Here is a 26,239-nt window from a genome sequence, read left to right as displayed (position 1 = left end):
AGTTCAACGGTATGCAAGGCAAAACTCCGGCCCCTGGTGTAAGCCGGATGTCGTGACATTGACTTTCAAAAATCAACAAGGCGGGAATCTTGCGAAGATCGAACTTCGCACCCTCAACGCAGTTTGCGACCGAAACCCGGAAAAAAAGGATTTGGGGTAGGCCTGGAACGGTCGATGCGCATCGAGCACAATGGGCAATGGACCGATGTGCCGAAAGAGTGTCTATCCGTTTTTGCTTTTGGCGTAGATGAGGTGTCGCTATCAGGTGACGATCGCGGTCTAGGCATAGCTATTATTGGGAAGCCGACGGAGAGAGACGAGCGTTTAAAAGTCTTGATATTCAAACACGGTGACGAAGTCTTTTGCGATCAGGTCGTGCGATGCCCGAATCTCGACGATCCGCCCGACTATATTAGAAAGTGCAGCAGGGATTTGCGGTGAGCACGCCGGGAGATCGGCTCGACACTCTGCGAAGGCGCTTCAGGTCTGATGTTGTCCGCGGACGTCTGGCGCAAATGCCGCGCCGTTGCGAAGATCGACTCGATGCCCTCTCATTCCCAAAATGTGAACAAGCAGCGCCGCCCTGAGCTCCCTCGAGGCTCCTCGGATGTCCACCCTCCTCAGTATCAGCGGAATTTTCTGCCGTTCTGAGGAGACGATCCGCATCACGGAGAAAGACATCCAGCGGAAGACTTGGATAGGCTTTGATGCCAATCGGCCTTACTGCTCCAGCAACAATTTGCCGTTGGCGTATTCGAAGCGCTTGAGCTTCGACAGGAAGGACAGGCCGAGCAGGTTTTCCGACAGCGCCTCGTCCGGCAGCACCAGCGCGTCGACGTCGCGCACGGTGAGGCCGCCGATCTCGATCATGGCGATATGGGCGCGTGCGGCCTTGATGGTGCCGTTGGCGGTGGTGACGCGCGAGGTGTAGTCGCCCGGCACCGGACGCAGGCCGAAGCGCGCAGCCGAGGTCTCGTTGAGGGCCACCACGGAGGCGCCGGTGTCGACCATGAAGTTGATGCGCTGGCCGTCGATCCGGCCGTCGGTCGCGAAATGACCGCGCGGGTCGGGCGCAATGCTGAACGTGCGGGCGCTGGCCTGCGCCACCGTAACGGCGGGAGCGATGGTCTGCTTTGCGGTGGTCGCGGCGGCGGGCGACATCTTGCTGGCCATCTGGGCCATGAAGGTGCCCAGCCCGATCAGGATGGCCGCGAAAATCATCAGGTTACGCATGACACCATACTCGGAAAACCGAACACGCAATTTCACCACGCCGAACGCCCCGCCGCGAGCGAGGGCGGCAGCGCGAGAATGCCATTTTGGCGAAAAGGATGAGCGAAGGGTTAATGCGAGCCCATTGAAGCGGCCGAATGATATCGGCCGCCCGATTTGCCGCCCGCAGGCGGCCTCTCAGGCCGTCCTGGCGACCGGGCTCGGCATCGCTACGCGCAGCGCGTAATAGACCGCGCCGGCGATGGTGACGCCGAAGAACCAGCCATAGACCGCCCACCAGGCCGGAAGGATCGAGGTGAAATTCGGCAGCACCGACGAGAACAGGGCGCCGACCGCGGCTGCGATCAGCGCGCTGACGTTCCAGCCGTTCTGGAAGCGATATTCGCCGTGTTCCTGATACAGCGCCGGCACGTTCACGCGGCCCTTCGCGATCAGATAATAGTCGACCATCATGATCCCGTAGATCGGCCCCATGGTCGCGCCGATCAGCCCGACGAACGAGGCCGCGCTGCCCTCCCAGGGCGCGAACGGATACAGCGCCAGCGCGATCAGCGCCGCGATGTAGCCGCCCTTCTTGAAGTCGATCTGCCGCGGAAACACGTTGGAGAAATCGAACGCCGGCGAGACGAAATTGGCGACGACGTTGATGCCGAGCGTTGCGACCGCGAAGGTGACGGCGGCGAGCAGCGCCAGGAACCAGCTGTCGAACTTCGCCGAAATCTGGTCGGGATGCAGCAGCACCTCGTGATAGACGTTGAACGCTGCGATCGTGGTGACGCCGGCGACCAGCGAGAACAGGATCAGATTGACCGGCAGGCCCCAGATATTGCCCTTGCGCAGCGCGTTGACGTCAGGCGCGTAGCGCGAGAAGTCGCAGAAGTTGAGATAGAGCGCGGCGAAATAGGTGATCCAGGTCGCGGCGACGGCGCACAGCGCCGGGAACGAGCCGGGCACGCCGGGCACGCCGGCCTCCTTGGTCTTCTCCAGCAGCACATCCTGCGGGATCGGCGCGGTGAGCGAGATGCCGCCGGCGACGACGCAGAGATAGATCGCGAGGATCAGCATCATCAGCCACACCGCGGGTCCCGCCCAGTCCTGGAAGCGGCGCACCGTCTCCATGCCGCGCTGGATGATCAGGAGTTGCAACGCCCAGATCACGACGAAGCAGATCACCTCGAGCGTGGAATGGCCGAGCATGTGGCTCGACTGGTGGAACGCCTTGAAGCTATCGATCCGCGTCAAGAGCGCGACGATCGCCCCTGATGCCGCCGCGGTCTGCGCGCCGTACCAGAAGCAGGCGACGATGGCACGCACCAGCGCCGGGATGTTGGCGCCCCACACCCCGAACGAGGCCCGCGCCAACACCGGATAGGGCACGCCGGTCCGCACCCCGGCATTGCCGATCAAGCTCATCAGCACGAAGATCACCAGCGAGCCGACACCGATCGCGAGGATGAAATTGACGAAGCTGCCGCAGAGCAGGAACAGGCTGGCGGCGAGGTAATAGCCCCAGAGGCTGTGAACGTCGGAGGTCCAGACGTTGAAGATGCTGAAGGCGCCCCAGTTGCGTTCTTTGGCCGGCGCCAGATCCTCGTTGTACAGCGACGGCGATGCGTTCTTGATCTCAGGATTTTCGAGGTTCATGGCGGCCTCCCCAATTGCGAGCCCGTGATCCCATCCCAGCCCGCAAATCTAACCACTGTTTGCTAGCGCTCGCCAGCCCAGACCTCCGAGGTGTGAATCCTTCCGATCTGTCGTCCCCGCGAAAGCAGGGACCCATAACCACTAAAGGTCATAGTTACGCGATGCTGTGGCCACAGCGGTCTTCAACGACCCAACCCTGTGGCTATGGGTCCCTGCTTTCGCAGGGACGACACTGAATGTTTGGTGCCGCTCATGGGTCACATTCTCTCAGGATGACGGGTCATGAGGAACTCAAAAGACCTCAAGTGCCGCGCGGTTTCACCCGCCTGGTCGGCATCGCGCTGGCGGGATCTTCCGGCCAGGGATGGCGCGGATAGCGGCCGCGCAGGTCGGAACGCACCGCGGCGTAACTGCCGCGCCAGAAGCCGGGCAGATCGCGCGTCACCTGCACCGGCCGCTGCGCCGGCGACAGCAGCTCCAGCACCAGCGGCACCGCACCCCTGGCGATCGAGGGATGGGTGTTGAGCCCGAACAGCTCCTGCAACCTGACGGCAATGGTCGGGCCCTGTTCGGCCTCGTAGTCGATCGCAAGCTGCGTTCCGGTCGGCGCCTCGAAATGCGTCGGCGCCTCGCGATCGAGCCGCGCGCGCAGCTCCCACGGCAGCAGCGCCATCAGCGCGTCCGACAGGTCACCGGCCGACAGATCCTTCAGCGCCGTCTTGTCGTAGAGCGCGGGTACCAACCAGTCGTCGGCGCGTGCAGCGAGCGCGGCGTCGGACAGATCGGGCCAACTGTCGTCCTCGGCCTTGCGCAGGAACATCACCCGATCGCGCCATTGTTTTGCTTGCTTCGACCACGGCAGGCGGTCGAGACCCGCAGCGATCAGGCCGTCGGCGAACACCCGCGCGGTCTCGCCCGATGGCTTGAGCGACATCGGCGCTTCCGAGAACGTGATCGCGTGCAGCGAACGCCGGCGGCGCGCGCGCAGCGCCATCGCGCCGCGGTCGAACGTCACCTCCTCCACGTTTTCGACCTGGTCGGCGAAGCGCTGCTCGATCTCGTCCTGGGTGATCGGCGCCGCCAGCAGGATGCGGCCGCTCGCCGCCGTGCCGGTCAGTTCGGCGACCGCGATATAGGGCAGCCGCGCCAGCGCCGCGGTCTGCTCGACGGCCGCGCCGCGGCCGTTGGCCAGCACGAAGCTGCCATTGCCGCGGTTCTTCGCGACGCGATCCGGGAATGCGAAGGCCAGCATGACGCCGGTGGAGAGATCCTTCTGCTCGCTCACCGCCGCCTTCACCTGCGAGGCCCAGCGCGCGGCCATGCTGCGGGCGCTCGAGGCGCGCTGCGAACGGTCGCGGCGGAACTGGTCGAGCCTGACGTCGAGATCGACGCTGTCGCCGCCAAGCCCGCGCTCGGTCAGCACGGCGGCGATCTCGGCCGCCTCCTCGCCCATGCCGAAGCGGGCGGAATCCACGATCATGCGCGCCAGCCGCGGCGGCAGCGCCAGCGCGCGCAGGCTCTGACCCTCCTCGGTGATCCGGCCGGCTGCGTCGAGGGCGCCGAGTTCGGACAAGAGCGATCTCGCTTCCTTCAGCGCCGGTCCCGGCGGCGGATCGAGGAAGGCGAGGCCTGAGGGATCGCTGACACCCCATTGCGCGAGGTCGAGCACCAGCGATGACAGATCGGCGGAGAGGATCTCGGGCGCGGTATAGGCCGGCAGCGACGCGGTCTGCGGCTCGTCCCAGAGCCGGTAGCAGATCCCGGGCTCGATACGGCCGGCGCGGCCGCGCCGCTGATCGACCGCGGCGCGCGAGGCCCGCACCGTCTCGAGCCGGGTCAGCGCCATGTCAGGCTCGTAGCGCGGCACCCGCGCGAGGCCGGAATCGACCACGATGCGCACGCCTTCGATGGTCAGCGAGGTCTCGGCAATCGAGGTCGCCAGCACCACCTTGCGAATGCCCTTCGGCGCCGGCGCGATGGCGCGGTCCTGCACGGCGGCGTCGAGCGCACCGAACAGCGGCACGATCTCGACCGAGGCATCGTGCACGCGCTCGGTGAGGAAGGTCTGGGTGCGGCGGATCTCGCTGCGCCCGGCAGGAAGGCGAGCACCGAGCCGGCATCGGCGCGCAGCGCGGTCGCGATCGTCTCGGCCATCTGCCGCTCGACCGGCGCGTCGACCTTGCGGCCGACATAGCGGGTCTCGACCGGAAAGGCGCGGCCCTCGCTCTCGACCACGGGCGCATCGCCGAGCAGCTTTGCGACCCGCGCGCCGTCGAGCGTTGCCGACATCACGAGGATGCGCAGGTCCTCGCGCAGGCCGATCTGCGCGTCGCGCGCCAGCGCCAGGCCAAGATCGGCATCGAGCGAACGCTCGTGGAATTCGTCGAACAGCACCGCGGCGACGCCATTGAGCTCGGGATCGTCGAGGATCTGGCGCGAGAAGATGCCCTCGGTGACGACCTCGATCCGCGTCGCGCGCGACACTTTCGAGCCGAACCGCACCCGATAGCCGACGGTCTCCCCGGGGCGCTCACGAAGCGTCTTCGCCATCCGCTCGGCGCTGGCGCGCGCGGCGATGCGGCGCGGCTCCAGCACGATGATCTTTTTGCCCTTGGCCCAGGGTGCATCGAGCAGCGCCAGCGGCACGCGCGTGGTCTTGCCGGCGCCCGGCGGCGCCACCAGCACGGCAGCGTTGTGGCGATCGAGCGTGCGGTCGAGCTCATCGAGCACGGCGTCGATCGGCAGCGGGCTATCGAATTGGTGCGGCAAGGAGTCTCATCGCAGGCCACGGCACTCAGCCAACCCTGCGTCCCGTGGTTAACGAACGTCGGATTCTCTTAGGATTTCCAGGCCTCTTAGACCATTCGCCCGGTCCAGGGAACCGGGGACAGAGCCCAGGGTTCGCTGGCACATCCTTTGTATTGATAAAGGAGAAAGCAACCGGTCGGGTCGATGATAGGCCCGATTTCGCCGAAACGGGACAAGGATGACCACAAACGGCACAGTCGCTGCGACAGATCGTTCCCTCGGTCGATCACTTGATCGATCCCTTGGGAACGCGGCCGCGCGTGTCGATTGGGTCGATTATGCCAAGGGCATCTGCATCATCATGGTCGTGATGATGCACTCTGTGCTGGGGGTCGAGAAGGCCGCCGACCAGACCGGCTTCATGCATTATGTCGTGATGTTCGCGAAGCCGTTCCGGATGCCGGACTTCTTCCTGATCTCGGGACTGTTCCTCTCGGTGGTGATCGATCGCGACTGGCGCACCTATCTCGACCGCAAGGTGATGCACTTCGCCTATTTCTACGTGCTGTGGGTGACGATCCAGTTCGGCTTCAAGGCACCGCTGATAGCTGCCGAGGCCGGCTGGGCCGAGGCCGGACTGCAATACCTCGAATCCTTCGTCCAGCCGTTCGGCACGCTGTGGTTCATCTATCTGCTGCCGATCTTCTTCGTCGTCACCAAGCTGACGCGCAACGTCCACCCGCTCATCATCTGGCTGATCGCAGCCGCATTGGAGTCGGCGCACGTCACGACCGGCTGGTACGTGATCGACGAGTTCAGCGCCCGTTTCGTCTATTTCTACACCGGCTATATGCTGGCCGATCATGTGTTCGCGCTGTCGGACCGTGCGCGATCGCGGCCTGCGCTGGCGCTGCTCGGGCTTGGCCTCTGGGCGCTCGTCAATGGCGGTTTGGTTGCGCTCGATGTCAGCGAGTGGCCTGTTGTCTCGCTGGTGCTCGGCTTTGCCGGTGCCTGTGCGATCATCGTGACCGGCACGCTGCTGGCGCGGGCGCAATGGCTCGGCTTCCTGCGCTTCTGCGGCGAGCACTCGATCGTGATCTACCTCGCCTTCTTCCTGCCGATGGCTGCGACCCGCACGGTTCTGCTGCGGTTCGACGTCATCCCCGACATCGGCCTGATTTCGCTGATCGTGACCGCGGTCGGCGTTGCCGGCTCGCTGCTGATCTGGCGGCTGGCGCTGGCGGTCCGGGCCAATTTCCTGTTCGAGCGGCCCGATGCGTTCTGGATTGCCCCGAAAAAGGCAACGCCCGCTTTGCAGGCGGCCGAATAGACCGCAGGTAGTGCCGAAAGTCATAAGCCGGATTCGTTCCCCAAGGGCCGGATTCGACCGTTCGAATTTTCCGTGCATTGAAATGACAGGCCTTTTGGCCGCGAATGTTTCGTCGCCCGGGCTGCGACGAAACAATTCTCCCGGTCACGAAACCATTTTCCGCTTTTGGCGCAGACATCCGGAAACGGGCGCTAACTAGCTTTCTCCCAACGAACCGCCGCCCAACGGCGAACTGGGAGCCTGTCATGCCGAACGTCATCGCCATCAACTCTGCAGCCAAGAAGCACATCGACGCTGCTCGCGCGACCTCGGATGAAATGCTGCTCGCGCGTATCGCCAAGAACGACCGCACCTCGATGCACACGCTCTACGCCCGTCACAACGTCCGGGTTTACCGCTTCGTGCTGCGCATGGTGCGCGACACCACCATGGCCGAGGATCTGGTCAGCCAGGTGTTCCTGGACGTCTGGCGCACCGCGGCCCAGTTCGAGGGCCGCTCGCAGGTCTCGACCTGGCTGCTCTCGATCGCCCGCTTCAAGGCGCTGACCGCGCTGCGCCAGCGCAAGCACGAGGACATCGACCAGGACGACGTGCTGGAGATCGCCGACGGCGCCGACACGCCGGAAACCTCGCTCGATCGCGCCACCACCAGCGAGATCCTGCGCGCCTGCGTCGCCAAGCTGTCGCCGGCCCACCGCGAGATCATCAATCTGGTCTACTACCATGAGAAGTCGGTCGAGGAGGCCGGCCAGATCATCGGGATCCCGCAGAGCACGGTGAAGACCCGCATGTTCTATGCCCGCAAGCAGCTCGCCGACCTCCTGAGGGGCGCCGGCGTGGACAGCGTCGCGGCATAAAGCTAAGCAAATTCAGTTACTTAGAAGGAGATTGAGGAGCCCGGGCAATTGTCCACGAAGCCAAAAAAGTCAGGCGACGAAACAATTGAAACAATCGACGACATCACCCGGAAAAACGCGATCTCTATACCGATATCCAACGACGCAACCCCAACCCAAGTGACTGACTCAGTTTCGAGACTTCCCTAGTTCTAACCTCCCAAGTAAACCTCCAACGACCCGGCCGGGATGCCCCCCAGCCGGGTCGCTCTGTTTCTGGCGCATGGTCGCGAAGCCGATCACGGCTTGTCTCACACGGACGTGACGGCGCCTGCGATGGCTCCGCCGTAACGGCCGCCCCGCCCCAGCGAAGACCATCAGGCGTACCCGGCACGGCCCTCTGGCGCGCCGGGACTTCTGATGGACGGACGACGATGCTCAGCCTTGCTCTTGCCCTGCTTGCCGGTGTCGCCACCGTCGCTGCCCCTTGCACCCTGCCGATGCTGCCGATTCTGCTTGGGGTATCGATAGGCCAGACCGGCAAGGCGCGGCCCGCGATGATCGCGCTCGGCTTCGTGATGTCATTCTCTGCCGTGGCATTGCTGCTGAGCGCGATCACGCGCGCCTTCGATTTCGATCCGAACGTGCTGCGGACCGGCGCAGCCGTCCTGCTCGCCGGCTTCGGCCTGCTGATGATCTGGCCGGCGCCGTTCGAATGGCTGGCGATCCGGCTGACCGGTGCCGCTGGCGGCTTCAGTCAGACCATGCCGTCGCAAAGCCTGTTCGGCGGCTTTTTGCTCGGCTCGACGCTCGGCCTGGTGTGGACGCCGTGCGCCGGTCCGGTGCTGGGCTCGATCCTGACCATCGTCGCGACTTCGAAGGACACGGCGTGGGCGAGCCTGCAGCTCATCACCTACGCGGTCGGCGCCGCGATCCCGATGCTTGCCATCGCCTATGGCGGACAGGCCGTCACCACCCGCGTGCGCAGCATGGCGCGGATCGCGCCGCGCCTACAGCAGGGCTTCGGCGTCGTGATCATCGGCTTCGCCGCGCTGTCCTACCTGCAATACGACACACTGATCGTGGCGTGGCTGACCCAGTTCTATCCCAACGGCCAGATCGGCCTGTGAATCGCAAAGGAGACATCGATGCCCGTCCGCTTGCTCGCCGTATCAGCCCTCGTCGCTGCCCTTGGCCTCGGCGGCGCCGTGATCCCCGGCCTCTGCACCGAATCCGATGCACCGGCACAGCCGGTGCCGCGCGCAGTTGCCATGACGACTGAACAGAGCCAGACCGCGCCCGAATTCGCCGGTATCAGCAACTGGTTCAACTCGCAGCCGCTCAGGCTTGCCGACCTGCGCGGCAAGGTCGTGGTGGTTGATTTCTGGACCTATGGCTGCGTCAACTGCGTCAACACGCTGCCGCATGTCACCCAACTTTATTCAAAGTACCGGGATCGCGGCCTCGTCGTGATCGGGGTTCATACGCCGGAATTCCCGTTCGAGCATTCGGCCACCAACGTACAGGCGGCGCTGAAGCGGCACGGCATCCTCTACCCGGTGGCGCAGGACAACAATTCGCAGACCTGGAACGCGTACCACAACGAGTATTGGCCGGCGCAATACATCATCGACCAGAACGGCAAGATCGTCTTCCAGCATGCCGGCGAGGGCCAGTACGACGAGATCGACCGCACCGTCGCCCGGCTGCTCAACGCCAATAGCTGATTGGACGTTCCGTCCTGTATTGTCGTCATCCCCGGCGTGGTAGGGTCCACGCCGGGGATGACGCGATTCCGAATGCGCATGCCGTGACCGGATCGCGCCCCAGAGCATTGGCAATGGATGGTGCGGAATGTTCGAAGGCTGGGATGCGGTCGTACTCGCCCGCGCGCAATTCGCTTTCACGATGTCGTTCCACATCGTGTTTCCCGCATTCTCGATCGGGCTTGCGAGCTATCTCGCGGTGCTGGAGGCGCTGTGGCTTGCCACCGGGCGCGAGGTCTACATCAACCTGTTCAATTACTGGCTGAAGATCTTCGCGGTCGCGTTCGGCATGGGCGTGGTGTCGGGCATCGTGATGTCCTACCAGTTCGGCACCAACTGGTCGTCCTTTGCCGACAAGACCGGGCCGGTGATCGGCCCGATGATGGCCTATGAGGTCTTGACCGCGTTCTTCCTCGAGGCCGGCTTCCTCGGCGTGATGCTGTTCGGGCTGTCGCGGGTCGGCCCGAGACTGCACTTCCTGGCAACGTTGATGGTTGCGATCGGCACGCTGATCTCCGCGTTCTGGATCCTGTCGGCCAATTCCTGGATGCAGACCCCGGCCGGTCACGCGATCAATGCCGACGGCCAGTTCGTCGCCGCCGACTGGCTCAAGGTGATCTTCAATCCCTCGTTCCCCTATCGCCTCGTGCACATGGTGCTGGCGGCCTACCTCACCACCTCGCTGGTGGTCGGCGCGGTCGGCGCCTGGCACCTGCTGCGCGACCAGCATCTGGCCGGAGCGCGCGTGATGTTCTCGATGGCGATGTGGATGGCGACCCTGGTGGCGCCGATCCAGATCCTCGCCGGCGACCAGCACGGCCTCAACACGCTGGAGCACCAGCCGGCCAAGGTGATGGCGATGGAAGGCCACTTCCAGAGCCACAAGGACGGCGCGCCGCTGATCCTGTTCGGCTGGCCCGACGAGCGCGACGCCAAGGTGAAATACGCGATCGAGGTGCCGAAGCTGTCGTCGCTGATCCTGAAGCATTCGCTCGACGCGCCGCTCGCCGGCCTCGACACCGTGCCGCGCGAGAACTGGCCGCCGGTGCCGATCACCTTCTGGGCGTTCCGCGTCATGGTCGGGCTCGGCTTCCTGATCCTGGGGCTCGGCCTGTTCAGCCTGCTGATGCGCTGGCGCGGCTTGATGTACCAGTCACCGCTGCTGCACCGCTTCGCGGTGCTGATGGGGCCGGCCGGCTTCATCGCGGTGCTCGCCGGCTGGATCACCACGGAAACCGGGCGGCAACCGTTCACGGTCTACGGGCTGCTGCGCACGACGGATTCGGCCTCGCCGCTGGCGGCGCCCGCCGTGGGCTCCTCGCTGATCGCCTTCATCATCGTCTACTTCGCCGTGTTCATCGCGGGCGTGATCTACATCCTGCGGCTGATGGCGCAGCCGCCGCACCCCGGCGAGCAGGGCCCGGCAACAAACATCCCCGCGCGCGCCGCCGGCATCACGCCGGCCGCCGGCGCTGCCGTGGAGGGCGCGCGATGATCGACCTGACCACGATCTGGGCCTTCATCATCGCCTTCGCCGTGTTCGTCTATGTCGTGATGGACGGCTTCGACCTCGGCCTCGGCATCCTGTTTCCGCTATTCCCGCAGAAGACGGATCGCGACGTCATCATGAACACGGTGGCGCCGGTGTGGGACGGCAACGAGACCTGGCTGGTGCTCGGCGGCGGCGGCATGATGGCGGCGTTTCCGCTGGCCTATGCGGTGCTGATGCCGGCGCTCTACACGCCCATGATCGCGATGCTGCTCGGCCTCGTGTTCCGCGGCGTCGCCTTCGAATTCCGCTGGCGCACCCAGAAGGCGCGCAACAATGGGATCTCGCCTTTGCCGGCGGCTCGCTGGTCGCGACCCTGGCGCAGGGCATCGCGCTCGGCGCCATCCTGCAGGGCATCCATGTCGAGGGCCGCCACTACGCCGGCGGCTGGTGGGACTGGCTGACGCCGTTCAGCGTGCTGACCGGCGTTGCGCTCGTGATCGGCTATGCGCTGCTGGGCGCGACCTGGCTGGTGATGAAGACCGAGGGTGAGCTGCGCGAGCGCGCCTATCAGCTGAGCTGGATCCTGCTGGTCGCGATGCTCTGTGCGATCGGCGCCGTCAGCATCGCAACGCCGTTCCTGGCCGTGCAATACACCCAGCGCTGGTTCGCCTGGCCCAACATCATCCTGACCGCGCCGGTGCCGATCGCGGTCGCCGCCGTCACCGCGCTCTTGCTGCGCGCGCTCGGCAACAGGAACGACCACCAGCCGTTCTTCCTGACGCTGGCGCTGTTCGCACTGTCCTATGCCGGGCTCGGCATCAGCATGTACCCGTACATCGTGCCGCAGAGCATCACGATCTGGCAGGCGGCGGCGCCGGCCAACAGCCAGATCTTCATGCTGGTCGGGGTCTCGATTCTGGTGCCGCTGATCCTCGGCTACACCGCCTGGGCCTATTGGGTGTTCCGCGGCAAGGTACGCCCCGGCCACGGATACCATTGATGCCGCCGGATCCGAGTCAGCGGCCGCTCGGCCAGCGCCTGCTGTGGTTCGCCGTGCTGTGGCTCGGCGGCGTCGGCACGGTGACCCTGGTCTCGTTCGCGTTGCGACTCTGGATCGCGCCGAAATAAGGCCGGCGGGGCCGCACCCCACACGGCCCCGTCGACAAAAAACGGAAGCATTACAGTGATATAGTGTGATGCCCGCCCTAAACTTGCCATCAAGCTGCCGCTGAGATTTGATGCTTCCGAGCGATTTGGGTGGAGCAACCATTTGGCCGCTTGCCAACAAGGAGAGCTTTGCATGACGAAACTTCGTCACCTGGTCTGGATGTTGATCGCCACGGGCGCGCTCGTGCTGTCGACATCGCATGGCTTCGCCCAGAGCCGCCCGGACGCCGACGAGCCGGGCCTGATCGCCGACGACAGCTACGAGCTCGATCCGGAATGGCAGAAGCAGGTCGTCTACTACCGGACCAATGAGGCGCCGGGCACCATCATCGTCTCCACCGCCGAACGCCATCTCTACCTCGTGCAAGGCAATGGCCGCGCGCTCCGCTACGGCATCGGCGTCGGCCGCGATGGTTTCCAGTGGCAGGGCCTCGTGACCATCACCCGCAAGGCCGAGTGGCCGGATTGGGTGCCGCCGCCGGAAATGATCGCTCGCCAGCCCTACCTGCCGCGCTTCATGGCGGGCGGCCCGGGCAATCCGCTCGGCGCGCGCGCGATGTATCTCGGCACCACGGTGTACCGCATCCACGGCACCAACCGGCCCGACACCATCGGCACCGCGATCTCGTCCGGCTGCTTCCGGCTGGTCAATGCCGACGTCGCCGATCTCTACAACCGCGTCCCCGTCGGCACCAAGGTGATCATCCGCCAGAAGCCCGAACTGTAATCGCTACCCGCCCGCCTTCGATATCCGACCTGTTTTTCCCCCGATCATTCGCGAGAGAGAACCCATGCGTACATTTCGAGGCGGCCTGACGATCGGGCTCGCGGTCGCCGCGCTGGTTGCGGCCGCCGCCATCACCTATGAGCGTTACGACACCCGCACGCTGAAGCGCACCGTCCGCCGCGGCGACGTGCTGTGCGGCGTCAACAAGGGCCTGCCGGGCTTCTCGAATCCGGACGATAAGGGCAACTGGACCGGCTTCGACGTCGATTTCTGCCGCGCGGTGGCCTCGGCGATCTTCGACGATCCGACCAAGGCAAAGTTCGTTCCGCTCGACGCCAGCGAGCGCTTCAAGGAGCTGCAGAACCGCAAGGTCGACATCCTGTCGCGTAACTCCACCTGGAGCATGTCGCGCGAGACCAATTACGACCTCTATTTCCCGGCGGTCGCCTATTATGACGGCCAGGGCTTCATGATTCCGCGCTCGCGCAACATCGATTCCGCGCTCGATCTGAACGGCAGCAAGGTCTGCGTGCAGGCCAACACCACGACCCAGCTCAATCTCGCCGACTATTTCCGTGCCAACAACATGAAGTACACGGAGATGAAGTTCGAAAAGCTCGACGACGTGGTGAAGGCCTATGACAGCGGCCAGTGCGACACGCTGACTTCGGACGCCTCGCAGCTCTATGCGCTGCGGCTCAACCTCGCCAAGCCGAACGACCACACCATCCTGGCCGACATCATCTCCAAGGAGCCGCTGGCGCCGGTGGTCCGGCAGCGCGACGACGACTGGATGATGATCGTGAAGTGGACGCTCTATGCCATGATCAACGCCGAAGAGCTCGGCATCACCTCGAAGAACATCGACGAGGCGCTAAAGTCGAAGAAGCCGGAAGTGATGCGGCTGGTCGGCACCGAGGGCTCCTATGGCGAGGATCTCGGCCTGACCAAGGACTGGGCGGTGCGCATCATCCGCCATGTCGGCAATTACGGCGAGGTCTACGACCGCAACGTCGGCGCCGATTCCAAGCTGAAGATCCCGCGCGGCATGAACCAGCTCTGGAACGCCGGCGGCGTGCAATACGCACCGCCGATCAGGTAGCCTTTCTGCGGCGTCATTGCGAGGAGCAATAGCGACGAAGCAATCCATCGCTCCGCACACGCGGTGAAGTGGATTGCTTCGCGTCGCCCGCAATGACGGGCCTACTCAGGCCGCCAACCCTCCGCTGTCATCACCCGCGAAAGCGGGTGATCCAGTACGTCGCGGCTTCTCCGCTCAAGCACCACTGTCTCTGGAATACTGGATCGCCCAGTCGAGCCGGGCGATGACAGTGTGCGGTGTGGCGGCGTCGTTGCGCTGCGCTGTTACGCGGCGCTGACGCGTCGGCTCAGTAGCCCTTGCCGCTGGCGAGCTGGTCAGTGTGGAAATTGCTGTCGCCGAACAGCTCCTGGCAGACGCGGGCGCGCTTCATGAAGAAGCCGATGTCGAACTGGTCGGTCATGCCCATGCCGCCATGCATCTGCACGCCTTCCTGCACGGCCAGCGTCGCGGTGGTGCCGGCGCGCGCCTTTGCTACCGCGACCGCAGTGGCGGCCTTCGCGACGTCGGCATCGAGCGCCTGCAGCGCCTTCAGGACTGCGGCGCGGGTGATCTCGATATCGATGTAGAGCTCGGCGGCGCGGTGCTGCAGCGCCTGGAATTCGCCGATCGCCTTGCCGAACTGCTTGCGCTCCTTAAGGTAGGTCACGGTGCGGCCGAACACCTCGTCGGAGAGGCCGACCATTTCGGATGCGACCGCGCCGCGGCCGATATTGAGCACGCCCTCGAGCAGTCCAAAGCCCTGATCGACCTCGCCGAGCACGCTGTCGGCGTTGACCTCGACATTGTCGAACACGATGCGCGCCGCGTTGTGCGAATCGACCATCGCGGTACGCTCGACCGCGAGTCCCTTGGCTTTGGGATCAACCAGGAACAGGGTCAGCCCGTTCTTGTCGCCGGCGCTGCCCGCGCTGCGTGCGGCGACGATCAGGAGATCGGCGGTGTGGCCGTCGACCACGAAAGCCTTGTCGCCGGACAGCTTGAAGCCGTTGCCGGCACGCGTCGCCTGCAATTTGGTCTGCAGCGGCCGATGCTTGGCGCCCTCATCGATCGCGAGCGCCGCGAGCAACGAGCCGTCGGCGATCTTGGGCAGATGCTGCGCCTTCTGCGCCTCGCTGCCGCCGCGCGACAGCGCTGAGGCCGCAAGCACCGAGGTCGCGAGGAACGGCGACGGCATCAAGGTGCGGCCGATCTCCTCCATGACGATGCCGGCCTCGACGCAGCCGAGACCGCTGCCGCCGAACTGGTCCGGCACCAAGAGGCCGGAGAAGCCCATCTCGGCAAAGGTTGTCCAGAGCTCGCGCGAGAAGCCGGTGGTGTCCTTGGCATCGCGCAGGCCGCGCAGATGCGCCACCGGCGCCTTGTCGCTGATGAGACCGCGCGCACTGTCGCGCAGCATGGATTGTTCTTCGGTGAGGACGAGGGCCATGGATGGATCCGATCTAACGTTCTAAGCAGAAAAATTCCGAGTCCGTCATTCCGGGGCGATGCGGCAGCATCGAACCCGGAATCTCGAGGTTCCGGGTTCGCCGCTTCGCGCCGCCCCGGAACGACCGGTAGCTACGCCCCCGGCAGATCGAGGATGCGCTTGGCGACGATGCCGAGCATCACCTCCGAGGTGCCGCCCTCGATCGAGTTGGCCTTGGTGCGCAGCCAGGCGCGCGGGCGGGCGCCGCCGCGGGAACGGTCGCTTTCCCATTCCAGGGCGTCGATGCCGCCGGCCGACATCAGGATCTCGTAGCGCCGCTTGTTGAGCTCGGTGCCGTAATACTTCATCGCCGACGAGAACGCCGGATGCGACTGCCCGGCCTTGGCGAGATCGACCGCGCGCTCCGCGGCGGCGGCAAGCGCGGCCTCATCGACCTCGAAATTCGCGATCTGGCTGCGCAGCTGCGCGTCGTCGAGCTTGCCTTGCGCATCCGCGCCGACCGAGTCGGCCGCGATCTGGCCGAGCGGACGGCCGACGCCACGCTCGCCCATGCCCGAGATCATCGCGCGCTCGTGCTGCAGCAGGTACTTCGCGACATCCCAGCCGCGATTGACGGTGCCGACGACATGCGACTTCGGCACGCGGACATTGTCGAAGAAGGTTTCGCAGAACGGCGAATAGCCGGAGATCAGCAGGATCGGTTTTGTGGACACCCCCTTCGACGTCATGTCGAAGAGAATAAAACTGATGCCGTCGTGCTTCTTGGCCGCGGGATCGGTGCGCACCAGGCAGAAGATCCAGTCGGCATAGTTGGCGTAGGAGGTCCAGATCTTCTGGCCGTTGATGATGTAATCATCGCCGTCGCCGACCGCGCGGGTTTGTAGCGAGGCGAGATCGGAGCCGGCGTTCGGCTCGGAATAGCCCTGGCACCAGCGGATCAGACCCGCGGTGATCTTCGGCAGATGCTCCTTCTTCTGCTCCTCGGTGCCGTATTTCAACAGCGCCGGTCCGAGCATCGAGATGCCGAACGAGGTCAGCGGCTGGCGCGCCCCGATCGCCGCCATCTCCTGGCGCACGATCTTGGCTTCCTCGCCGTCGAGGCCTCCGCCGCCATATTCCTTCGGCCAATGCGGCACGGTCCATCCCTTGTCGCGCATCCGCTCGAACCAGACCCGCCGCGCCTCGGAGGAGAATTTCGTGTTGCGGCCACCCCAGAAGGTGTCGCCATCCGAGGTCATCGGTTTGCGCATCTCGGCCGGGCAGTTCTGCTCCAGCCAGGCGCGGGTCTCAGCGCGGAATTTCTCGAGGTCAGCCATGGTGCGTTTCCAGTCAAAATCGACGAATTGGATTCGACCTTAGACCTACGCAGCCGCCGAATTCAATATGCCTCGCGGCCGCGCCATGCTCTGGCGTCGCTACTCACCTTGCGCGATCGGGTGTATCGCCGAGACGGGGTAGCGATTGAAAAACAAGAGGAAACGGACATGCGGCTGAAACTGCTTTCGCCTAGCGAAATGAACGCCGCCCAGAAAGAAACCTACGACGAGTCGATTGCCGGCAAGCGCGGCGCGCCACCGGCGCCGATGATGGCCTGGCTCAACAGCCCGGAGATGGCGCGGCATGCCACGCGGCTCGGCGAGGTCTTGCGCTTCGACACGATCTTTCCGCCGAAGCTGTCGGAGATCGCGATCCTCGTCACCGCGCGGCACTGGACCGCGCATTACGAATGGTATGCCCACAAGCGCCTCGCACTGAAGGGCGGGCTCGACCCGAAGATCATCGAAGACATTCGCGTGCGTCGGACGCCGACCTTCGACGATCCCAAGGCCAGGGTGATCTACGACGTCGCCAAGGCGCTGCACGAAGGTCACGGCCTGCCGAAGGCACTGTATGACGAGGCGATCGAGGTGCTGAGCCAGCGCGGCCTGGTCGAGGTGATCGGGCTCTGCGGCTACTACACCATGGTGTCGATGACGCTGAACACGTTCGAATTCCAGCTGCCCGGCGGCGAGCTGTCGGAGCTATGCTAGATCCGGCCGCCGTGGCGTCATTCGGAAACGCTGCGTTTCCGAATGGATCGCTCCGGCCCCGGCAAATCCAGACTATATCAGGCGGCGAAGCCCTGCCCTGATGGCACGGCATTGATGCCAACGGAGCCAGGTCATGCCGGAAAATCCCCCCATCGTCGCGGGCACGCGGATCGGGCATGTCCACCTCAAGGTCGCCGATCTCGAGCGGGCGCTCGGCTTCTATTGCGGCGTGCTCGGTTTCGAGTTGCAGCAACGCCTCGGGACCGATGCGGCCTTCATCTCGGCCGGCGGCTATCACCACCACATCGGTCTCAACACCTGGGAGAGCAAGGGCGGCCGTCCGCCGCCGCCCGGCACCACCGGCCTGTTCCACACCGCCATCCTGTACCCGACCCGCCCGGCGCTCGCCGACGCGCTGCATCGGGTGCTGTCGGCCGGCATCCAGCTCGACGGCGCCAGCGACCACGGCGTCAGCCAGGCGCTGTACCTGCGCGATCCCGATGAGAACGGCGTCGAGCTCTATTGGGACCGCCCCGAAGCCGAGTGGCCGCGCAGCGCGGACGGCAAGCTTTCGATGTTCACGCGTCGGCTCGACCTCGAGGAATTGCTGAAGCAGCGCGCAGCGTAATTTCGCGATACGGACTATGGCAGCAGCGCGCGCACCAGCCAGCCGGCCGCATAGAGTCCGAGGCCGAACACCGTGTGCGTCACGAGGCTCTGCAGCCGTGCGAACCATGGATGCGGCATCCGGCTCGCGGCAATGCCGGCGCCCATCGCGGGCTGCATGATCAGGAACGGCGCGGCGACAGTGCCGATCCCGACCAGCAAAGCCGGACCGATCGTGGGCTGCCGCGCCCAATCGAGGCCGAAGATCGCGAGCAGCACGCCGGCAAAGCCGATCCCGATCAGATAATGCGCGGCCCATCCGACGGCCCGCTCGCCCGCAACTGGCGGCGACGCGGCGATGCGGTCGTGATGCAGGCGCCCGGATGCGAGGTGGCCGAGCCAGCGGCCGACCAACGCGTAATCCAGCGACGGCATGCCGAGCAGATGCTTGCGGACCATCCCCCAGATATCCATCGCGACGGTCGCGCCGGTGCCGATCAGCACCGCACTCGCCAGATAGCCCACGGCGTCAGCCATTGGCAGCCTCCACCGGCGTTCGCGCCGCGACCATCCAGCAGGCCGCGGTGAAGCGAACTTCACCGGCCTCGAGATAGCGGTCGAACGCACTGCGCACGGTGTCGATCACCTGCGAGCGACGCGGCTCTTCCATCGCCTGCAGCATCGTGCCGACCGGGCCGAGCCAGCTCACGTAACGGGTCAGCTCCGCTGCCGGAAAACTCAAGGCGATATCGATCGGCGCGACCGCGACCGCGTCCCAGCCGCTATCCGCCAGGATGCTCTCGACCCGCTTGCGGTCCGCGAAGCCGAACTGCCCCGGCGCATCGGCGCGCCGCGGCGGAAGATCCGGCAGCAGCGGCTTCGCCGCCCGTTCCGCCGTCGTCATGAACGGGTTCTCGGCGGCGCTCCGCCAGACGATCAAACGGAGTGCAGCGCCCGGGCGGGTAGCGCGGCGGAGATTGGCGAAGGCCTGCGCCGGGTCGGCAAAGAACATCACGCCGAGACGCGAGATGATCATGTCGAAGCTCGCCGGCGTGAACGGATGGGTCTGCGCGTCCGCGCAGATGAAGCCCGCGGATCGCCGTTCCCGCTCGGCGCGATCGCGCGCCGCTGCGATCATCGGCTGGGAGATGTCGATGCCGGTGCAATGCCCCTGCGGGCCGAGCGCCTGGGCAACCGCAAACGTCGTGGCGCCGGTGCCGCAGCCGATATCGAGCACGCGGCCGGGCCCGACATCGGACACAGCCCGAACCAGCAGCGCTTCGAGCGGCTCGAACATCGCTTCGAGCACGTCCCGTGTCTCGACCCAGGCGCGCCCGGCGGCGCCGTTCCAGAGCTTGACCTGTTCGTCCCTGTCCTGTGATGCGGTACTCATGATCTCGTCCTTCTTGCCTGGCTGGCAACGATGATGCTTGCTCCAGGCAAGCGTTAGGCTGCACACTGCCAGTTCAAGTGAACTTGAGGTCAAGAGCCATGCGGGACATCGACATCGCGGAGGTAGCGGAACTGTCGGGCGTTCGCGCCTCCACGCTGCGTTTCTACGAGGAAAAGGGACTGATCGCCTCGCATGGACGGCGTGGGCTGCGCCGCCTGTTCGATCCTGCCGTGCTGGACCGGCTGGCGCTGATCGCGCTCGGCCGCGCCTCCGGCTTCACGCTCGACGAGATCGGACGAATGTTCGCGCCCGACGGCAGGCCGCGGATCGACCGGAAGATGCTGGCAACCAAGGCGGACGAGCTCGACCGCACCATTCGCAGGCTCAACGCGATGCGCGACGGCCTGCGCCACGCCGCCGTCTGCCCGGCGCCGAGCCACATGGAATGTCCGACCTTCCGCCGTCTGCTGCGGGTCGCTGCGGCCGGGAAGATGGAGGCACCGAAGAAGACGAAGAAGTCACGTCGAAAATCATAACCGGGATTGCTGGCTTCGTCCGCGAGTCATGATCGTCACCGCCGCGATCAGCTCCAGGCCGATGCAGCCGTAGAACGGCAGCGTGTAGCTGCCCGAGAGATCGTGCAGCAGCCCGATCACGCCGGGACCGAACGCATAGGTGATCTGGTTGATCGCGGTGATCAGGCTGACCAGCACGCCGAACGCCCGCGGGTCGAACTCGCGCTGCACGATCAGCGCCGGCAGCGTGATCAGATTGCCGACCGAGAATCCGAACAGCGCGCAGGCCGCGATCTGCACGACGTCATTGTGCACGTTGATGATGAGAGCCAACGCGATCGCCTGGCTGACAAAGGACAACGCCGACGCGAGGCGCTGGTTGAGCTGGTCGATCACGAAGGAGAACGAGACCCGGCCGACCACGGCCATCGCGGTCAGCAGCGCCATCGCCACCGTGGCGCGCTCGCGGCCGATCACCTGGTCGAGATAGGCGATCAGATGAACGATGAAGCCGACCTGGGCGAACAGCACCAGCGCGAACGCGATCGAGACCGAGAGGAAGCGGATGTCGCGCAGCGCCCGGGCTCGCACCTGGGTCGCCGACGGGGCATCGGCGGCCGCAGCCGTCACGGCGTGCAGGTGCGCCGGCGGCCGCCCGACGAAGATCAGGATCACCGGCACCATGATCACGATCAGCAGCACCGCGGCCGCGATCATCGCGCCGGAGAAGCCGAACGCGCCGATCCCCGCGACCAGCAGCGGTACGCCGACGATGCCGCCGAAGCTCGCGCCGTTCAGCGCCAGGCTGATCGCCATGCCGCGCTTCTTGTCGAACCACAGGCCGAGCGTGTTGGTGATGATGCCGAGGCTGGTGCCGGCCCAGCCGAACGCCAGCAGCGCGTCGGCAAGATAGAGCTGCCACGGTTCGCGCACCTCGCCGATCGCAACCGCCGCCACCGCCATCGCGAAGGTGCCTGCGATCAGGCAGCTGCGCGCGCCGAACGCCTTGATCGCCTCGCTGACGAAGGCGACCAGCGCGGCGCCGAACAGATAGAAGAAGGTGGTGCCCGACGAGATCAGCGACGCCGGCCAGCCGTGCAGCTTGTGCAGCTCGGCGACATAGACGCTCTGGCCGTAGAAGCCCAATCCCCAGCCGAAGGTCGCAAGCAGGAAGCAGACGACGACGATGCGCCAGCCCTCGTAACCAAGCGAGGATTCATCTGGCAGCGTGGGTGATGATGCGTCCATTTCTTGCTCTTGCTTCCGACATCGTCAGGACCGGATTATCCGTTCTCACGATGTAAGGAGCCGTGCAAGCCGATCATTTCGAAGCTGATCGAAGTGTCAGCAATTGGCAGCAGCATGATCCGGAAAAGTGCGAAGCGGTTTTCCGAAAAGATCATGCTTAAGACAAAGCTTTAGATGCTCGGATCCGGGATTTCTTCCACCGCGCGCAATTTCGCCCGCCGCCTGGCGAACGAGGCCAGCGACAGCACGGCAAGCCCGAGCAGCACCGGCGGAAACACCACCATGTTGACGGCGTTCCAGCCGTAATGCGCGAGCAGCTGGCCCGACGAGAACGAGCCGATCGCCATCATGCCGAACACAAGGAAATCGTTGAACGCCTGCACCTTGTTGCGCTCCTGCGGGCGGTGCGTCTCCAGCACCAGCGCGGAGGCGCCGACGAAGGCGAAATTCCAGCCGACGCCGAGCACGAACAGCGTCGCCCAGAAGTGCGGCGCCGTGATGCCCGACAGCCCAATCGTCGCGGCCACCGCCTCCAGCACCAGGCCGAGCGCGACGATGACGGGCGCACCGAACCGCGCGATCAGCGAGCCGGTGAAGAAACTCGGGCCATACATCGCCACGATGTGCCACTGGATGCCGAAATTGGAATCGCTGACCGTGAGCCCGCACATCTTCATGGCGAGCGGCGCCGAGGTCATCACCAGGTTCATCATCGGATAGGCGATTACGCCGCACAGCGCCGCCGCGACGAAGCGCGGCTGCCTGGCGATCTCGAGCAGGGGACGGCCGCCATGCAGGTCCGCCGCCGCGGGCTTCGGCGCGTCGACGCCCGACAGCACCGCCATCGCCACCAGCGCGACCAGCGCCTGCATCACGAACGAAAACGCGAACAGATAAGGCGGCCAGATGTCCATGGTCCATTGCACGAGCTGCGGCCCGAGCACGCCGGCGAACACGCCGCCGGCCATCACCCACGACACCGCCTTGGGCCGGAACGCGACGCTGGCGCCATCGGCCGCCGCGAAGCGATAGGACTGCGCGACGGCGCCATAGAGTCCGCCGAGGAAGGTCGCGCCGCAGAACAGCCAGAACGACGAGTGCAGAATCGCGAAGGCGCCGAGCGCGCCGGTGAGCGTGCCGCAGAAGGTGCCGACGATGAAGGCGATGCGCCTTCCATAGGCGCGCGAGATCGCGCCGGTCGGCAGCGTGCCCGCGGCAAGCCCGAGCACATACATCGAGAGCGGCACCGTCGCGAGCGAGATGTCGGGCGCCAGCGTCGCGCCGACGATCGAGCCGGTGGCGAAGATCACGGCCGAATTGGCGCCGGTCAGCGCCTGCGCCGCCGCAAGCCGCCACACATTGCTGCGCGCCCGCGCGTCATCGCTGGTCTCGTCGGCTGCTGTCACGTCGATCATCGGCATTCCCGCATGGAAGCCCCGGCGGGAGCCTCGAATTTGCCGGCACTATGGAGAGCAGGCGCAGGGCGATCAACCAGCGCAAACGGACGTAGGCCATGCGGGAGGCGCACGGGGGATGGCCGCTCGAATACCCACACGTTGGCGTCGTCCTGGCGAAAGCCAGGACGACGTCACATGTATTCCAACAGGCGCCGCCTACCGCACCGGCTTCTTGGCCGGCCGCTTCTCGGCGCGCAGCGCGCCGGTCTTGTGCACCTTGGAGCGCGGCGCGATCGGGGCGCCGCGCGGATAGCCGCCCGGCCATTCGAGCGCGAGCGAACTCGCAAAGCCGAAGAAGCTCGAACGGCTCATGCCGAGCTCGGCGGCACGCTTGTCGATCCGCGTGATCAGGCTCTTCGGCAAGTAGACATTCACGCGCTCGGACGGGTCGGGCGGATCGACGCCGACCATGAAGAACGCCGCGACGTCGGAGCCCTTGGGCGGCACGATCCGCTCGATCGGCGTCGGCTCCGGCAACGCGTTGCCCTGCTCGACCCAGCCGTCGACCGCCTGCGCCAGCGCATGCTCGGCGCGTTCGATCGCCTCCTCCTGCGACTTGCCGCCGGCAACGCAGCCGGGAAAGTCCGGAAACCATGCCCCGAACGTGCCGCGCGGTCCGCGTTCCAGCACAGCCGGATAGAGCCGTCTCTTCATTCTGGCCTCCGTCGTCGATGTATGCTATTTCACACACCCCGGTGTGTCAAATGACACAATGAAAATGCAGGAGGCCGCGGCCATGGACCCGCAAGCCGAACTCCGCATCGTCCGCGCAGCCTATGCCAAGCAGATCCTGGCTGCCGCCAACGTCGTCGATGCGCGCCTGGCCGCGGCCTTCGCCGCGATTCCCCGCGAGGACTTCGTCGGTCCGGGGCCATGGATGATGCTGCGATGGTGGACACGCGACTACGTGCCGACGCCCGATGCCGATCCGGTCTACCTCTACACTAACGACCTCGTCGCGTTGCTGCCCGAGCGCCGCCTCAACAACGGCCAGCCCTCGCTGCACGCCCATCTGATGCACCAGGCCGCCCCCGCTCACGGCGAACACGTGGTGCATGTCGGAACCGGCACCGGATACTACACGGCTCTGCTCGCGCATCTGGTCGGAGCGACCGGCCGGGTCACCGGCATTGAATACGACCCGGAGCTTGCGGCGCGCGCCCGCGCCAATCTCGCCCCTTATGAGAATGTCGAGATCATCGCGGGCGACGGCACGCAGGTGCCATTTGGGCCAGCCGACGTGATCTACGTCAATGCCGGCTGTACCCGGCCCGCCACGCGATGGCTCGACGGCCTCGCCGACGGCGGTCGCCTGATCCTGCCGCTGACATCGGATGAGGGATTCAAGGGCGGCACGCCGGAGCAGGTGGCGCGGTCCGGCGCGGTGTTCCGGGTCCGGCGCAACGGCGCGGAATATCATGCCGACTGGATATCAGGGGTTGCGATCATTCCGTGCGACGGCGGCCGTGACGAACGATCAGAAAAGGCCCTGGCCGAAGCCTTCGCCCGCGGCGGCTGGCAGAAGGTGACGCGACTCATCCGCGACGCGGAGATTCCCGACGAACGCCGCTGGCTACGCGGGGATGGGTGGTGCTTGGCCTACGACTGAGCCACATCCTTCCGCACGAACATCAGGATCATGTTGTTGGCCGGCATCTCGAAGCTGCCGTCGAGCTTGAGCCCGACGCGCTCCGCGAGCGCTTCGAGATCGGCGATGTCGCGCACGCCCCACTCGGCATCGCGCTCGCGCAGCGAGGTGTCGAACACCGCATTGCTGAGCGCGGTGTGCTTGCCGCCGCGTTTGAACGGGCCGTAGAGGAACAGCCGGCCATCGGCGCGCAGATGCCGCGCGGCGCCGGCGAACAGGCCCTCGGCGACGCGCCACGGCGCGATGTGGATCACGTTGGCGCAGAAGATCGCGAGCAGCTTGTCCGGACCTTTGCCGTCCGGCGGCATCGGTGACCAGTCGGGATCAGACAGATCGATCGGCTGCGGCGGCCGGATGTTGGCAAGCCCGGCGTGGACGCGCCAGGCCTCGATGCTGCGCAGATGCGCGGCATGGAGGTCGCTCGGCCACCAGATGATGTCGGGCGTCTGTCGGGCAAAATGGACGACATGCTGGCCGGTGCCGCTGCCGGCCTCCAGCACGTCGCCGGATCGGTTGGCGAGGTAATTCTTGAGGACCGCCCAGATCGGCTGATGGTTGCGGTGGAAGGCCGCCGCGTCGAGCCGTCCGTCCGCCTCGACCGGCCTGCCGTCCTTGCCGAACTCCACCACAAACTCCGCCACGCCACTTCTCCTGTTAGCTGTATGTAGCCGCACCTGGCAAAAGCGGAACCGCCGGACTGCCTGATCCGTCACCCCCGCGCAAGGGCTTTGCCCTTGTCGCTGGAGGCGCGAGCCCTTGCGAGCCTCGAAGGATGCACGGCCACCAGCCGGACCGTCCACCCTTCGAGGCTCGCTTCGCTCGCACCTCAGGGTGACGGAAGCGATTTCATGCCCGCGGCCATTTCCGCAAAGGCATTAACCCCGTCGCAACGCGCCTATTCTCCAAGTTGCCAGCCGATGGCCTTTGTGCTTTCCACTCTTTATATTGCGATGGGATCATCGAGATTGAAGCCCGGGAAACGTCCTTGATCGCCACTTTCTCCAAGCCAGCCTTCGTTCTGGCGCTGCTGGCCGGCATCGCCATGGCTGTGCCCGCGCAGGCCCAGTCCGCCGCCGACGGCCAGAAGCTCGCTTTCGACCGCGGCAAGGGCAATTGCCTGACCTGCCATGTCATCAGGGGCGGCGAGCTGCCCGGCACGATCGGCCCCGAGCTGACCGGCCTGAAGGCGAAATACAGCCGCGACGAGCTGATCGCGATCGTGACCGATGAGACCAAGCGCAACCCGCAGACCGTGATGCCGCCGTTCGGCCGAAACCGGATCTTGAGCGAGAAGGAAATCAACGCGGTGGTGGACTTCCTGCAGACGCTGTGACGCCGCACCGCTTGAGGAGAATGTTTCGATGAACATCACGACCAGCGAATTTTCCGGAACACGCCGCCTGCTGCTGAAAGGCGCGGGTGTCGCCGCACTGATCGGCCTTGGCGTCATTCCGTTCGACGTCCCGCAGGCGCTCGCCGCCGCCAACGACAAATATCCGGAAGAGGCGTTCAAGCAGAAGAACCTGGCCGACGCGATCAAGGCGCTCTACGGCAAGACCGCCGAGCCCTCGGACAAGGTCAAGATGGACGCGCCCGAGATCGCCGAGAACGGCGCTGTGGTGCCGATCTCCGCCACCACGACGCTATCAGACGTCACCTCGATCTCGTTCCTGGTCAGCGAGAACCCGATCTCGCTGATCGCATCGTACAAGATTCCGGCCGGCACGCTGCCGAGCGTCGCCAACCGCATCAAGATGGCCAAGACCAGCAACGTCACCGTGATCGTCGAGGCCGGCGGCAAGCTCTACAGCGCCCAGAAGGAAATCAAGGTCACCGTCGGCGGCTGCGGCGGCTGAGCTCAATCAAGGGAC

General features: G+C 65.4%; 25 protein-coding genes and 2 pseudogenes. 16 read left to right on the top strand and 11 right to left on the bottom strand.

The genetic code is table 11. The features are described from left to right. Nucleotides 1-174 precede the first annotated feature (174 nt). On the top strand, nucleotides 175-441 hold the full coding sequence (locus ALC15_RS43215; RefSeq protein WP_128089474.1) for a hypothetical protein: 267 nt from the start codon (nucleotides 175-177) through the stop codon (nucleotides 439-441). A 279-nt stretch (nucleotides 442-720) separates the two neighbouring features. On the opposite strand, the gene ALC15_RS08245 is transcribed toward ALC15_RS43215, so the two are convergent. The 3 genes and pseudogenes from ALC15_RS08245 to hrpB form a co-directional block, all read right to left on the bottom strand. Next, nucleotides 721-1,233 (bottom strand): TIGR02281 family clan AA aspartic protease, encoded by a 513-nt coding sequence (locus ALC15_RS08245; RefSeq protein WP_094193760.1) that lies wholly within the window; start codon nucleotides 1,231-1,233, stop codon nucleotides 721-723. Nucleotides 1,234-1,410: 177 nt separating this feature from the next. Beyond that, on the bottom strand, nucleotides 1,411-2,877 hold the full coding sequence (locus ALC15_RS08240; protein ID WP_050626809.1) for an NCS1 family nucleobase:cation symporter-1: 1,467 nt from the start codon (nucleotides 2,875-2,877) through the stop codon (nucleotides 1,411-1,413). A 301-nt stretch (nucleotides 2,878-3,178) separates the two neighbouring features. Then, nucleotides 3,179-5,646, bottom strand: a pseudogene (hrpB, locus tag ALC15_RS08235) (ATP-dependent helicase HrpB). A 217-nt stretch (nucleotides 5,647-5,863) separates the two neighbouring features. Between hrpB and ALC15_RS08230 the strand changes: the two are divergent. The 9 genes and pseudogenes from ALC15_RS08230 (at nucleotide 5,864) to ALC15_RS08195 (ending at nucleotide 14,045) form a co-directional block, all read left to right on the top strand. Next, complete coding sequence (locus tag ALC15_RS08230) at nucleotides 5,864-6,955, top strand: acyltransferase family protein (protein WP_050626808.1); 1,092 nt, start codon at nucleotides 5,864-5,866, stop codon at nucleotides 6,953-6,955. Between the two features lie 245 nt (nucleotides 6,956-7,200). Further along, nucleotides 7,201-7,812, top strand: a complete 612-nt coding sequence (locus ALC15_RS08225; RefSeq protein WP_050626807.1) for a sigma-70 family RNA polymerase sigma factor — start codon at nucleotides 7,201-7,203, stop codon at nucleotides 7,810-7,812. Nucleotides 7,813-8,225: 413 nt separating this feature from the next. Further along, nucleotides 8,226-8,921, top strand: a complete 696-nt coding sequence (locus ALC15_RS08220; RefSeq protein ID WP_050626806.1) for a cytochrome c biogenesis CcdA family protein — start codon at nucleotides 8,226-8,228, stop codon at nucleotides 8,919-8,921. 18 nt (nucleotides 8,922-8,939) lie between these two features. Continuing rightward, a complete protein-coding gene (locus ALC15_RS08215; protein ID WP_050626805.1) occupies nucleotides 8,940-9,518 on the top strand; it encodes a thioredoxin family protein in 579 nt (192 codons plus the stop codon). A gap of 127 nt (nucleotides 9,519-9,645) precedes the next feature. Then, entirely contained in the window at nucleotides 9,646-11,052 is a 1,407-nt protein-coding gene (locus tag ALC15_RS08210) for a cytochrome ubiquinol oxidase subunit I (RefSeq protein WP_050626804.1), read from the top strand. Beyond that, a pseudogene (gene cydB, locus ALC15_RS08205) lies at nucleotides 11,049-12,049 on the top strand (cytochrome d ubiquinol oxidase subunit II). The gene ALC15_RS08210 and the pseudogene cydB overlap by 4 nt, the downstream one beginning before the upstream one ends. Next, entirely contained in the window at nucleotides 12,049-12,177 is a 129-nt protein-coding gene (locus ALC15_RS41715; protein ID WP_094193759.1) for a DUF2474 domain-containing protein, read from the top strand. Before cydB ends, ALC15_RS41715 begins: the two are co-directional and overlap by 1 nt. Before the next feature lie 172 nt (nucleotides 12,178-12,349). Beyond that, on the top strand, nucleotides 12,350-12,943 hold the full coding sequence (locus ALC15_RS08200; RefSeq protein ID WP_050626803.1) for a L,D-transpeptidase: 594 nt from the start codon (nucleotides 12,350-12,352) through the stop codon (nucleotides 12,941-12,943). 64 nt (nucleotides 12,944-13,007) lie between these two features. Continuing rightward, nucleotides 13,008-14,045 carry an amino acid ABC transporter substrate-binding protein gene (locus ALC15_RS08195; RefSeq protein WP_050626802.1) on the top strand — a complete coding sequence of 346 codons (1,038 nt, stop codon included), beginning with the start codon at nucleotides 13,008-13,010 and terminating at the stop codon, nucleotides 14,043-14,045. A gap of 286 nt (nucleotides 14,046-14,331) precedes the next feature. On the opposite strand, the gene ALC15_RS08190 is transcribed toward ALC15_RS08195, so the two are convergent. Together ALC15_RS08190 and ALC15_RS08185 are read right to left on the bottom strand one after the other, a co-directional pair. After that, nucleotides 14,332-15,471, bottom strand: coding sequence for an acyl-CoA dehydrogenase family protein (locus tag ALC15_RS08190; protein WP_050626801.1), 1,140 nt, complete (start codon nucleotides 15,469-15,471; stop codon nucleotides 14,332-14,334). A gap of 131 nt (nucleotides 15,472-15,602) precedes the next feature. Beyond that, complete coding sequence (locus ALC15_RS08185) at nucleotides 15,603-16,787, bottom strand: acyl-CoA dehydrogenase family protein (protein ID WP_050626800.1); 1,185 nt, start codon at nucleotides 16,785-16,787, stop codon at nucleotides 15,603-15,605. A 168-nt stretch (nucleotides 16,788-16,955) separates the two neighbouring features. Between ALC15_RS08185 and ALC15_RS08180 the strand changes: the two genes are divergently transcribed. Together ALC15_RS08180 and ALC15_RS08175 are read left to right on the top strand one after the other, a co-directional pair. After that, nucleotides 16,956-17,501, top strand: a complete 546-nt coding sequence (locus ALC15_RS08180; protein ID WP_050626799.1) for a carboxymuconolactone decarboxylase family protein — start codon at nucleotides 16,956-16,958, stop codon at nucleotides 17,499-17,501. A 133-nt stretch (nucleotides 17,502-17,634) separates the two neighbouring features. After that, a complete protein-coding gene (locus ALC15_RS08175) occupies nucleotides 17,635-18,129 on the top strand; it encodes a VOC family protein (protein WP_050626798.1) in 495 nt (164 codons plus the stop codon). A gap of 14 nt (nucleotides 18,130-18,143) precedes the next feature. On the opposite strand, the gene ALC15_RS08170 is transcribed toward ALC15_RS08175, so the two are convergent. Both ALC15_RS08170 and ALC15_RS08165 read right to left on the bottom strand, forming a co-directional pair. Next, entirely contained in the window at nucleotides 18,144-18,644 is a 501-nt protein-coding gene (locus tag ALC15_RS08170) for a DUF2938 domain-containing protein (protein WP_050626797.1), read from the bottom strand. After that, complete coding sequence (locus ALC15_RS08165; protein WP_050626796.1) at nucleotides 18,637-19,500, bottom strand: class I SAM-dependent methyltransferase; 864 nt, start codon at nucleotides 19,498-19,500, stop codon at nucleotides 18,637-18,639. The genes ALC15_RS08170 and ALC15_RS08165 overlap by 8 nt, the downstream gene beginning before the upstream one ends. Nucleotides 19,501-19,598: 98 nt before the next feature. Between ALC15_RS08165 and ALC15_RS08160 the strand changes: the two genes are divergently transcribed. After that, nucleotides 19,599-20,036 (top strand): helix-turn-helix domain-containing protein, encoded by a 438-nt coding sequence (locus ALC15_RS08160; RefSeq protein ID WP_050626795.1) that lies wholly within the window; start codon nucleotides 19,599-19,601, stop codon nucleotides 20,034-20,036. Here the strand turns inward: ALC15_RS08160 and ALC15_RS08155 are convergent. The 3 genes from ALC15_RS08155 to ALC15_RS08145 all read right to left on the bottom strand — a co-directional run bounded on the left by ALC15_RS08155 (nucleotide 20,031) and on the right by ALC15_RS08145 (nucleotide 23,374). Then, nucleotides 20,031-21,263, bottom strand: a complete 1,233-nt coding sequence (locus ALC15_RS08155) for an MFS transporter (protein ID WP_050626794.1) — start codon at nucleotides 21,261-21,263, stop codon at nucleotides 20,031-20,033. The genes ALC15_RS08160 and ALC15_RS08155 overlap by 6 nt on opposite strands. A gap of 170 nt (nucleotides 21,264-21,433) precedes the next feature. Further along, entirely contained in the window at nucleotides 21,434-22,678 is a 1,245-nt protein-coding gene (locus ALC15_RS08150) for an MFS transporter (protein ID WP_050626905.1), read from the bottom strand. A gap of 198 nt (nucleotides 22,679-22,876) precedes the next feature. Further along, nucleotides 22,877-23,374, bottom strand: a complete 498-nt coding sequence (locus ALC15_RS08145; protein ID WP_050626793.1) for a type II toxin-antitoxin system HicB family antitoxin — start codon at nucleotides 23,372-23,374, stop codon at nucleotides 22,877-22,879. 82 nt (nucleotides 23,375-23,456) lie between these two features. On the opposite strand from ALC15_RS08145, the gene ALC15_RS08140 reads away from it, so the two are divergent. Continuing rightward, nucleotides 23,457-24,329 (top strand): protein-L-isoaspartate O-methyltransferase family protein, encoded by an 873-nt coding sequence (locus ALC15_RS08140; protein WP_094193772.1) that lies wholly within the window; start codon nucleotides 23,457-23,459, stop codon nucleotides 24,327-24,329. On the opposite strand, the gene ALC15_RS08135 is transcribed toward ALC15_RS08140, so the two are convergent. Continuing rightward, entirely contained in the window at nucleotides 24,320-25,009 is a 690-nt protein-coding gene (locus ALC15_RS08135) for a DUF938 domain-containing protein (protein WP_050626792.1), read from the bottom strand. The genes ALC15_RS08140 and ALC15_RS08135 overlap by 10 nt on opposite strands. A gap of 401 nt (nucleotides 25,010-25,410) precedes the next feature. Between ALC15_RS08135 and soxX the strand changes: the two genes are divergently transcribed. Then, nucleotides 25,411-25,701, top strand: a complete 291-nt coding sequence (soxX, locus tag ALC15_RS08130; RefSeq protein WP_050626903.1) for a sulfur oxidation c-type cytochrome SoxX — start codon at nucleotides 25,411-25,413, stop codon at nucleotides 25,699-25,701. Nucleotides 25,702-25,729: 28 nt separating this feature from the next. Further along, entirely contained in the window at nucleotides 25,730-26,224 is a 495-nt protein-coding gene (gene soxY, locus ALC15_RS08125; RefSeq protein ID WP_050626791.1) for a thiosulfate oxidation carrier protein SoxY, read from the top strand. The last annotated feature ends 15 nt before the right edge of the window (nucleotides 26,225-26,239 follow it).

Origin of the sequence: Bradyrhizobium viridifuturi (genome assembly GCF_001238275.1) — a bacterium.
Classification (GTDB): domain Bacteria; phylum Pseudomonadota; class Alphaproteobacteria; order Rhizobiales; family Xanthobacteraceae; genus Bradyrhizobium; species Bradyrhizobium viridifuturi.
The sequence above is the reverse complement of the archived record's forward strand: the minus strand, read 5'-3'. Positions and strand labels throughout refer to the sequence as shown.

Coding starts and splice junctions, on each gene's coding strand:
- ALC15_RS43215 (WP_128089474.1), top strand. CDS start 175: ATGCGCATCGAGCACAATGGGCAATGGACCGATGTGCCGAAAGAGTGT.
- ALC15_RS08245 (WP_094193760.1), bottom strand. CDS start 1,233: ATGCGTAACCTGATGATTTTCGCGGCCATCCTGATCGGGCTGGGCACC.
- ALC15_RS08240 (WP_050626809.1), bottom strand. CDS start 2,877: ATGAACCTCGAAAATCCTGAGATCAAGAACGCATCGCCGTCGCTGTAC.
- ALC15_RS08230 (WP_050626808.1), top strand. CDS start 5,864: ATGACCACAAACGGCACAGTCGCTGCGACAGATCGTTCCCTCGGTCGA.
- ALC15_RS08225 (WP_050626807.1), top strand. CDS start 7,201: ATGCCGAACGTCATCGCCATCAACTCTGCAGCCAAGAAGCACATCGAC.
- ALC15_RS08220 (WP_050626806.1), top strand. CDS start 8,226: ATGCTCAGCCTTGCTCTTGCCCTGCTTGCCGGTGTCGCCACCGTCGCT.
- ALC15_RS08215 (WP_050626805.1), top strand. CDS start 8,940: ATGCCCGTCCGCTTGCTCGCCGTATCAGCCCTCGTCGCTGCCCTTGGC.
- ALC15_RS08210 (WP_050626804.1), top strand. CDS start 9,646: ATGTTCGAAGGCTGGGATGCGGTCGTACTCGCCCGCGCGCAATTCGCT.
- ALC15_RS41715 (WP_094193759.1), top strand. CDS start 12,049: ATGCCGCCGGATCCGAGTCAGCGGCCGCTCGGCCAGCGCCTGCTGTGG.
- ALC15_RS08200 (WP_050626803.1), top strand. CDS start 12,350: ATGACGAAACTTCGTCACCTGGTCTGGATGTTGATCGCCACGGGCGCG.
- ALC15_RS08195 (WP_050626802.1), top strand. CDS start 13,008: ATGCGTACATTTCGAGGCGGCCTGACGATCGGGCTCGCGGTCGCCGCG.
- ALC15_RS08190 (WP_050626801.1), bottom strand. CDS start 15,471: ATGGCCCTCGTCCTCACCGAAGAACAATCCATGCTGCGCGACAGTGCG.
- ALC15_RS08185 (WP_050626800.1), bottom strand. CDS start 16,787: ATGGCTGACCTCGAGAAATTCCGCGCTGAGACCCGCGCCTGGCTGGAG.
- ALC15_RS08180 (WP_050626799.1), top strand. CDS start 16,956: ATGCGGCTGAAACTGCTTTCGCCTAGCGAAATGAACGCCGCCCAGAAA.
- ALC15_RS08175 (WP_050626798.1), top strand. CDS start 17,635: ATGCCGGAAAATCCCCCCATCGTCGCGGGCACGCGGATCGGGCATGTC.
- ALC15_RS08170 (WP_050626797.1), bottom strand. CDS start 18,644: ATGGCTGACGCCGTGGGCTATCTGGCGAGTGCGGTGCTGATCGGCACC.
- ALC15_RS08165 (WP_050626796.1), bottom strand. CDS start 19,500: ATGAGTACCGCATCACAGGACAGGGACGAACAGGTCAAGCTCTGGAAC.
- ALC15_RS08160 (WP_050626795.1), top strand. CDS start 19,599: ATGCGGGACATCGACATCGCGGAGGTAGCGGAACTGTCGGGCGTTCGC.
- ALC15_RS08155 (WP_050626794.1), bottom strand. CDS start 21,263: ATGGACGCATCATCACCCACGCTGCCAGATGAATCCTCGCTTGGTTAC.
- ALC15_RS08150 (WP_050626905.1), bottom strand. CDS start 22,678: ATGATCGACGTGACAGCAGCCGACGAGACCAGCGATGACGCGCGGGCG.
- ALC15_RS08145 (WP_050626793.1), bottom strand. CDS start 23,374: ATGAAGAGACGGCTCTATCCGGCTGTGCTGGAACGCGGACCGCGCGGC.
- ALC15_RS08140 (WP_094193772.1), top strand. CDS start 23,457: ATGGACCCGCAAGCCGAACTCCGCATCGTCCGCGCAGCCTATGCCAAG.
- soxX (WP_050626903.1), top strand. CDS start 25,411: ATGGCTGTGCCCGCGCAGGCCCAGTCCGCCGCCGACGGCCAGAAGCTC.
- soxY (WP_050626791.1), top strand. CDS start 25,730: ATGAACATCACGACCAGCGAATTTTCCGGAACACGCCGCCTGCTGCTG.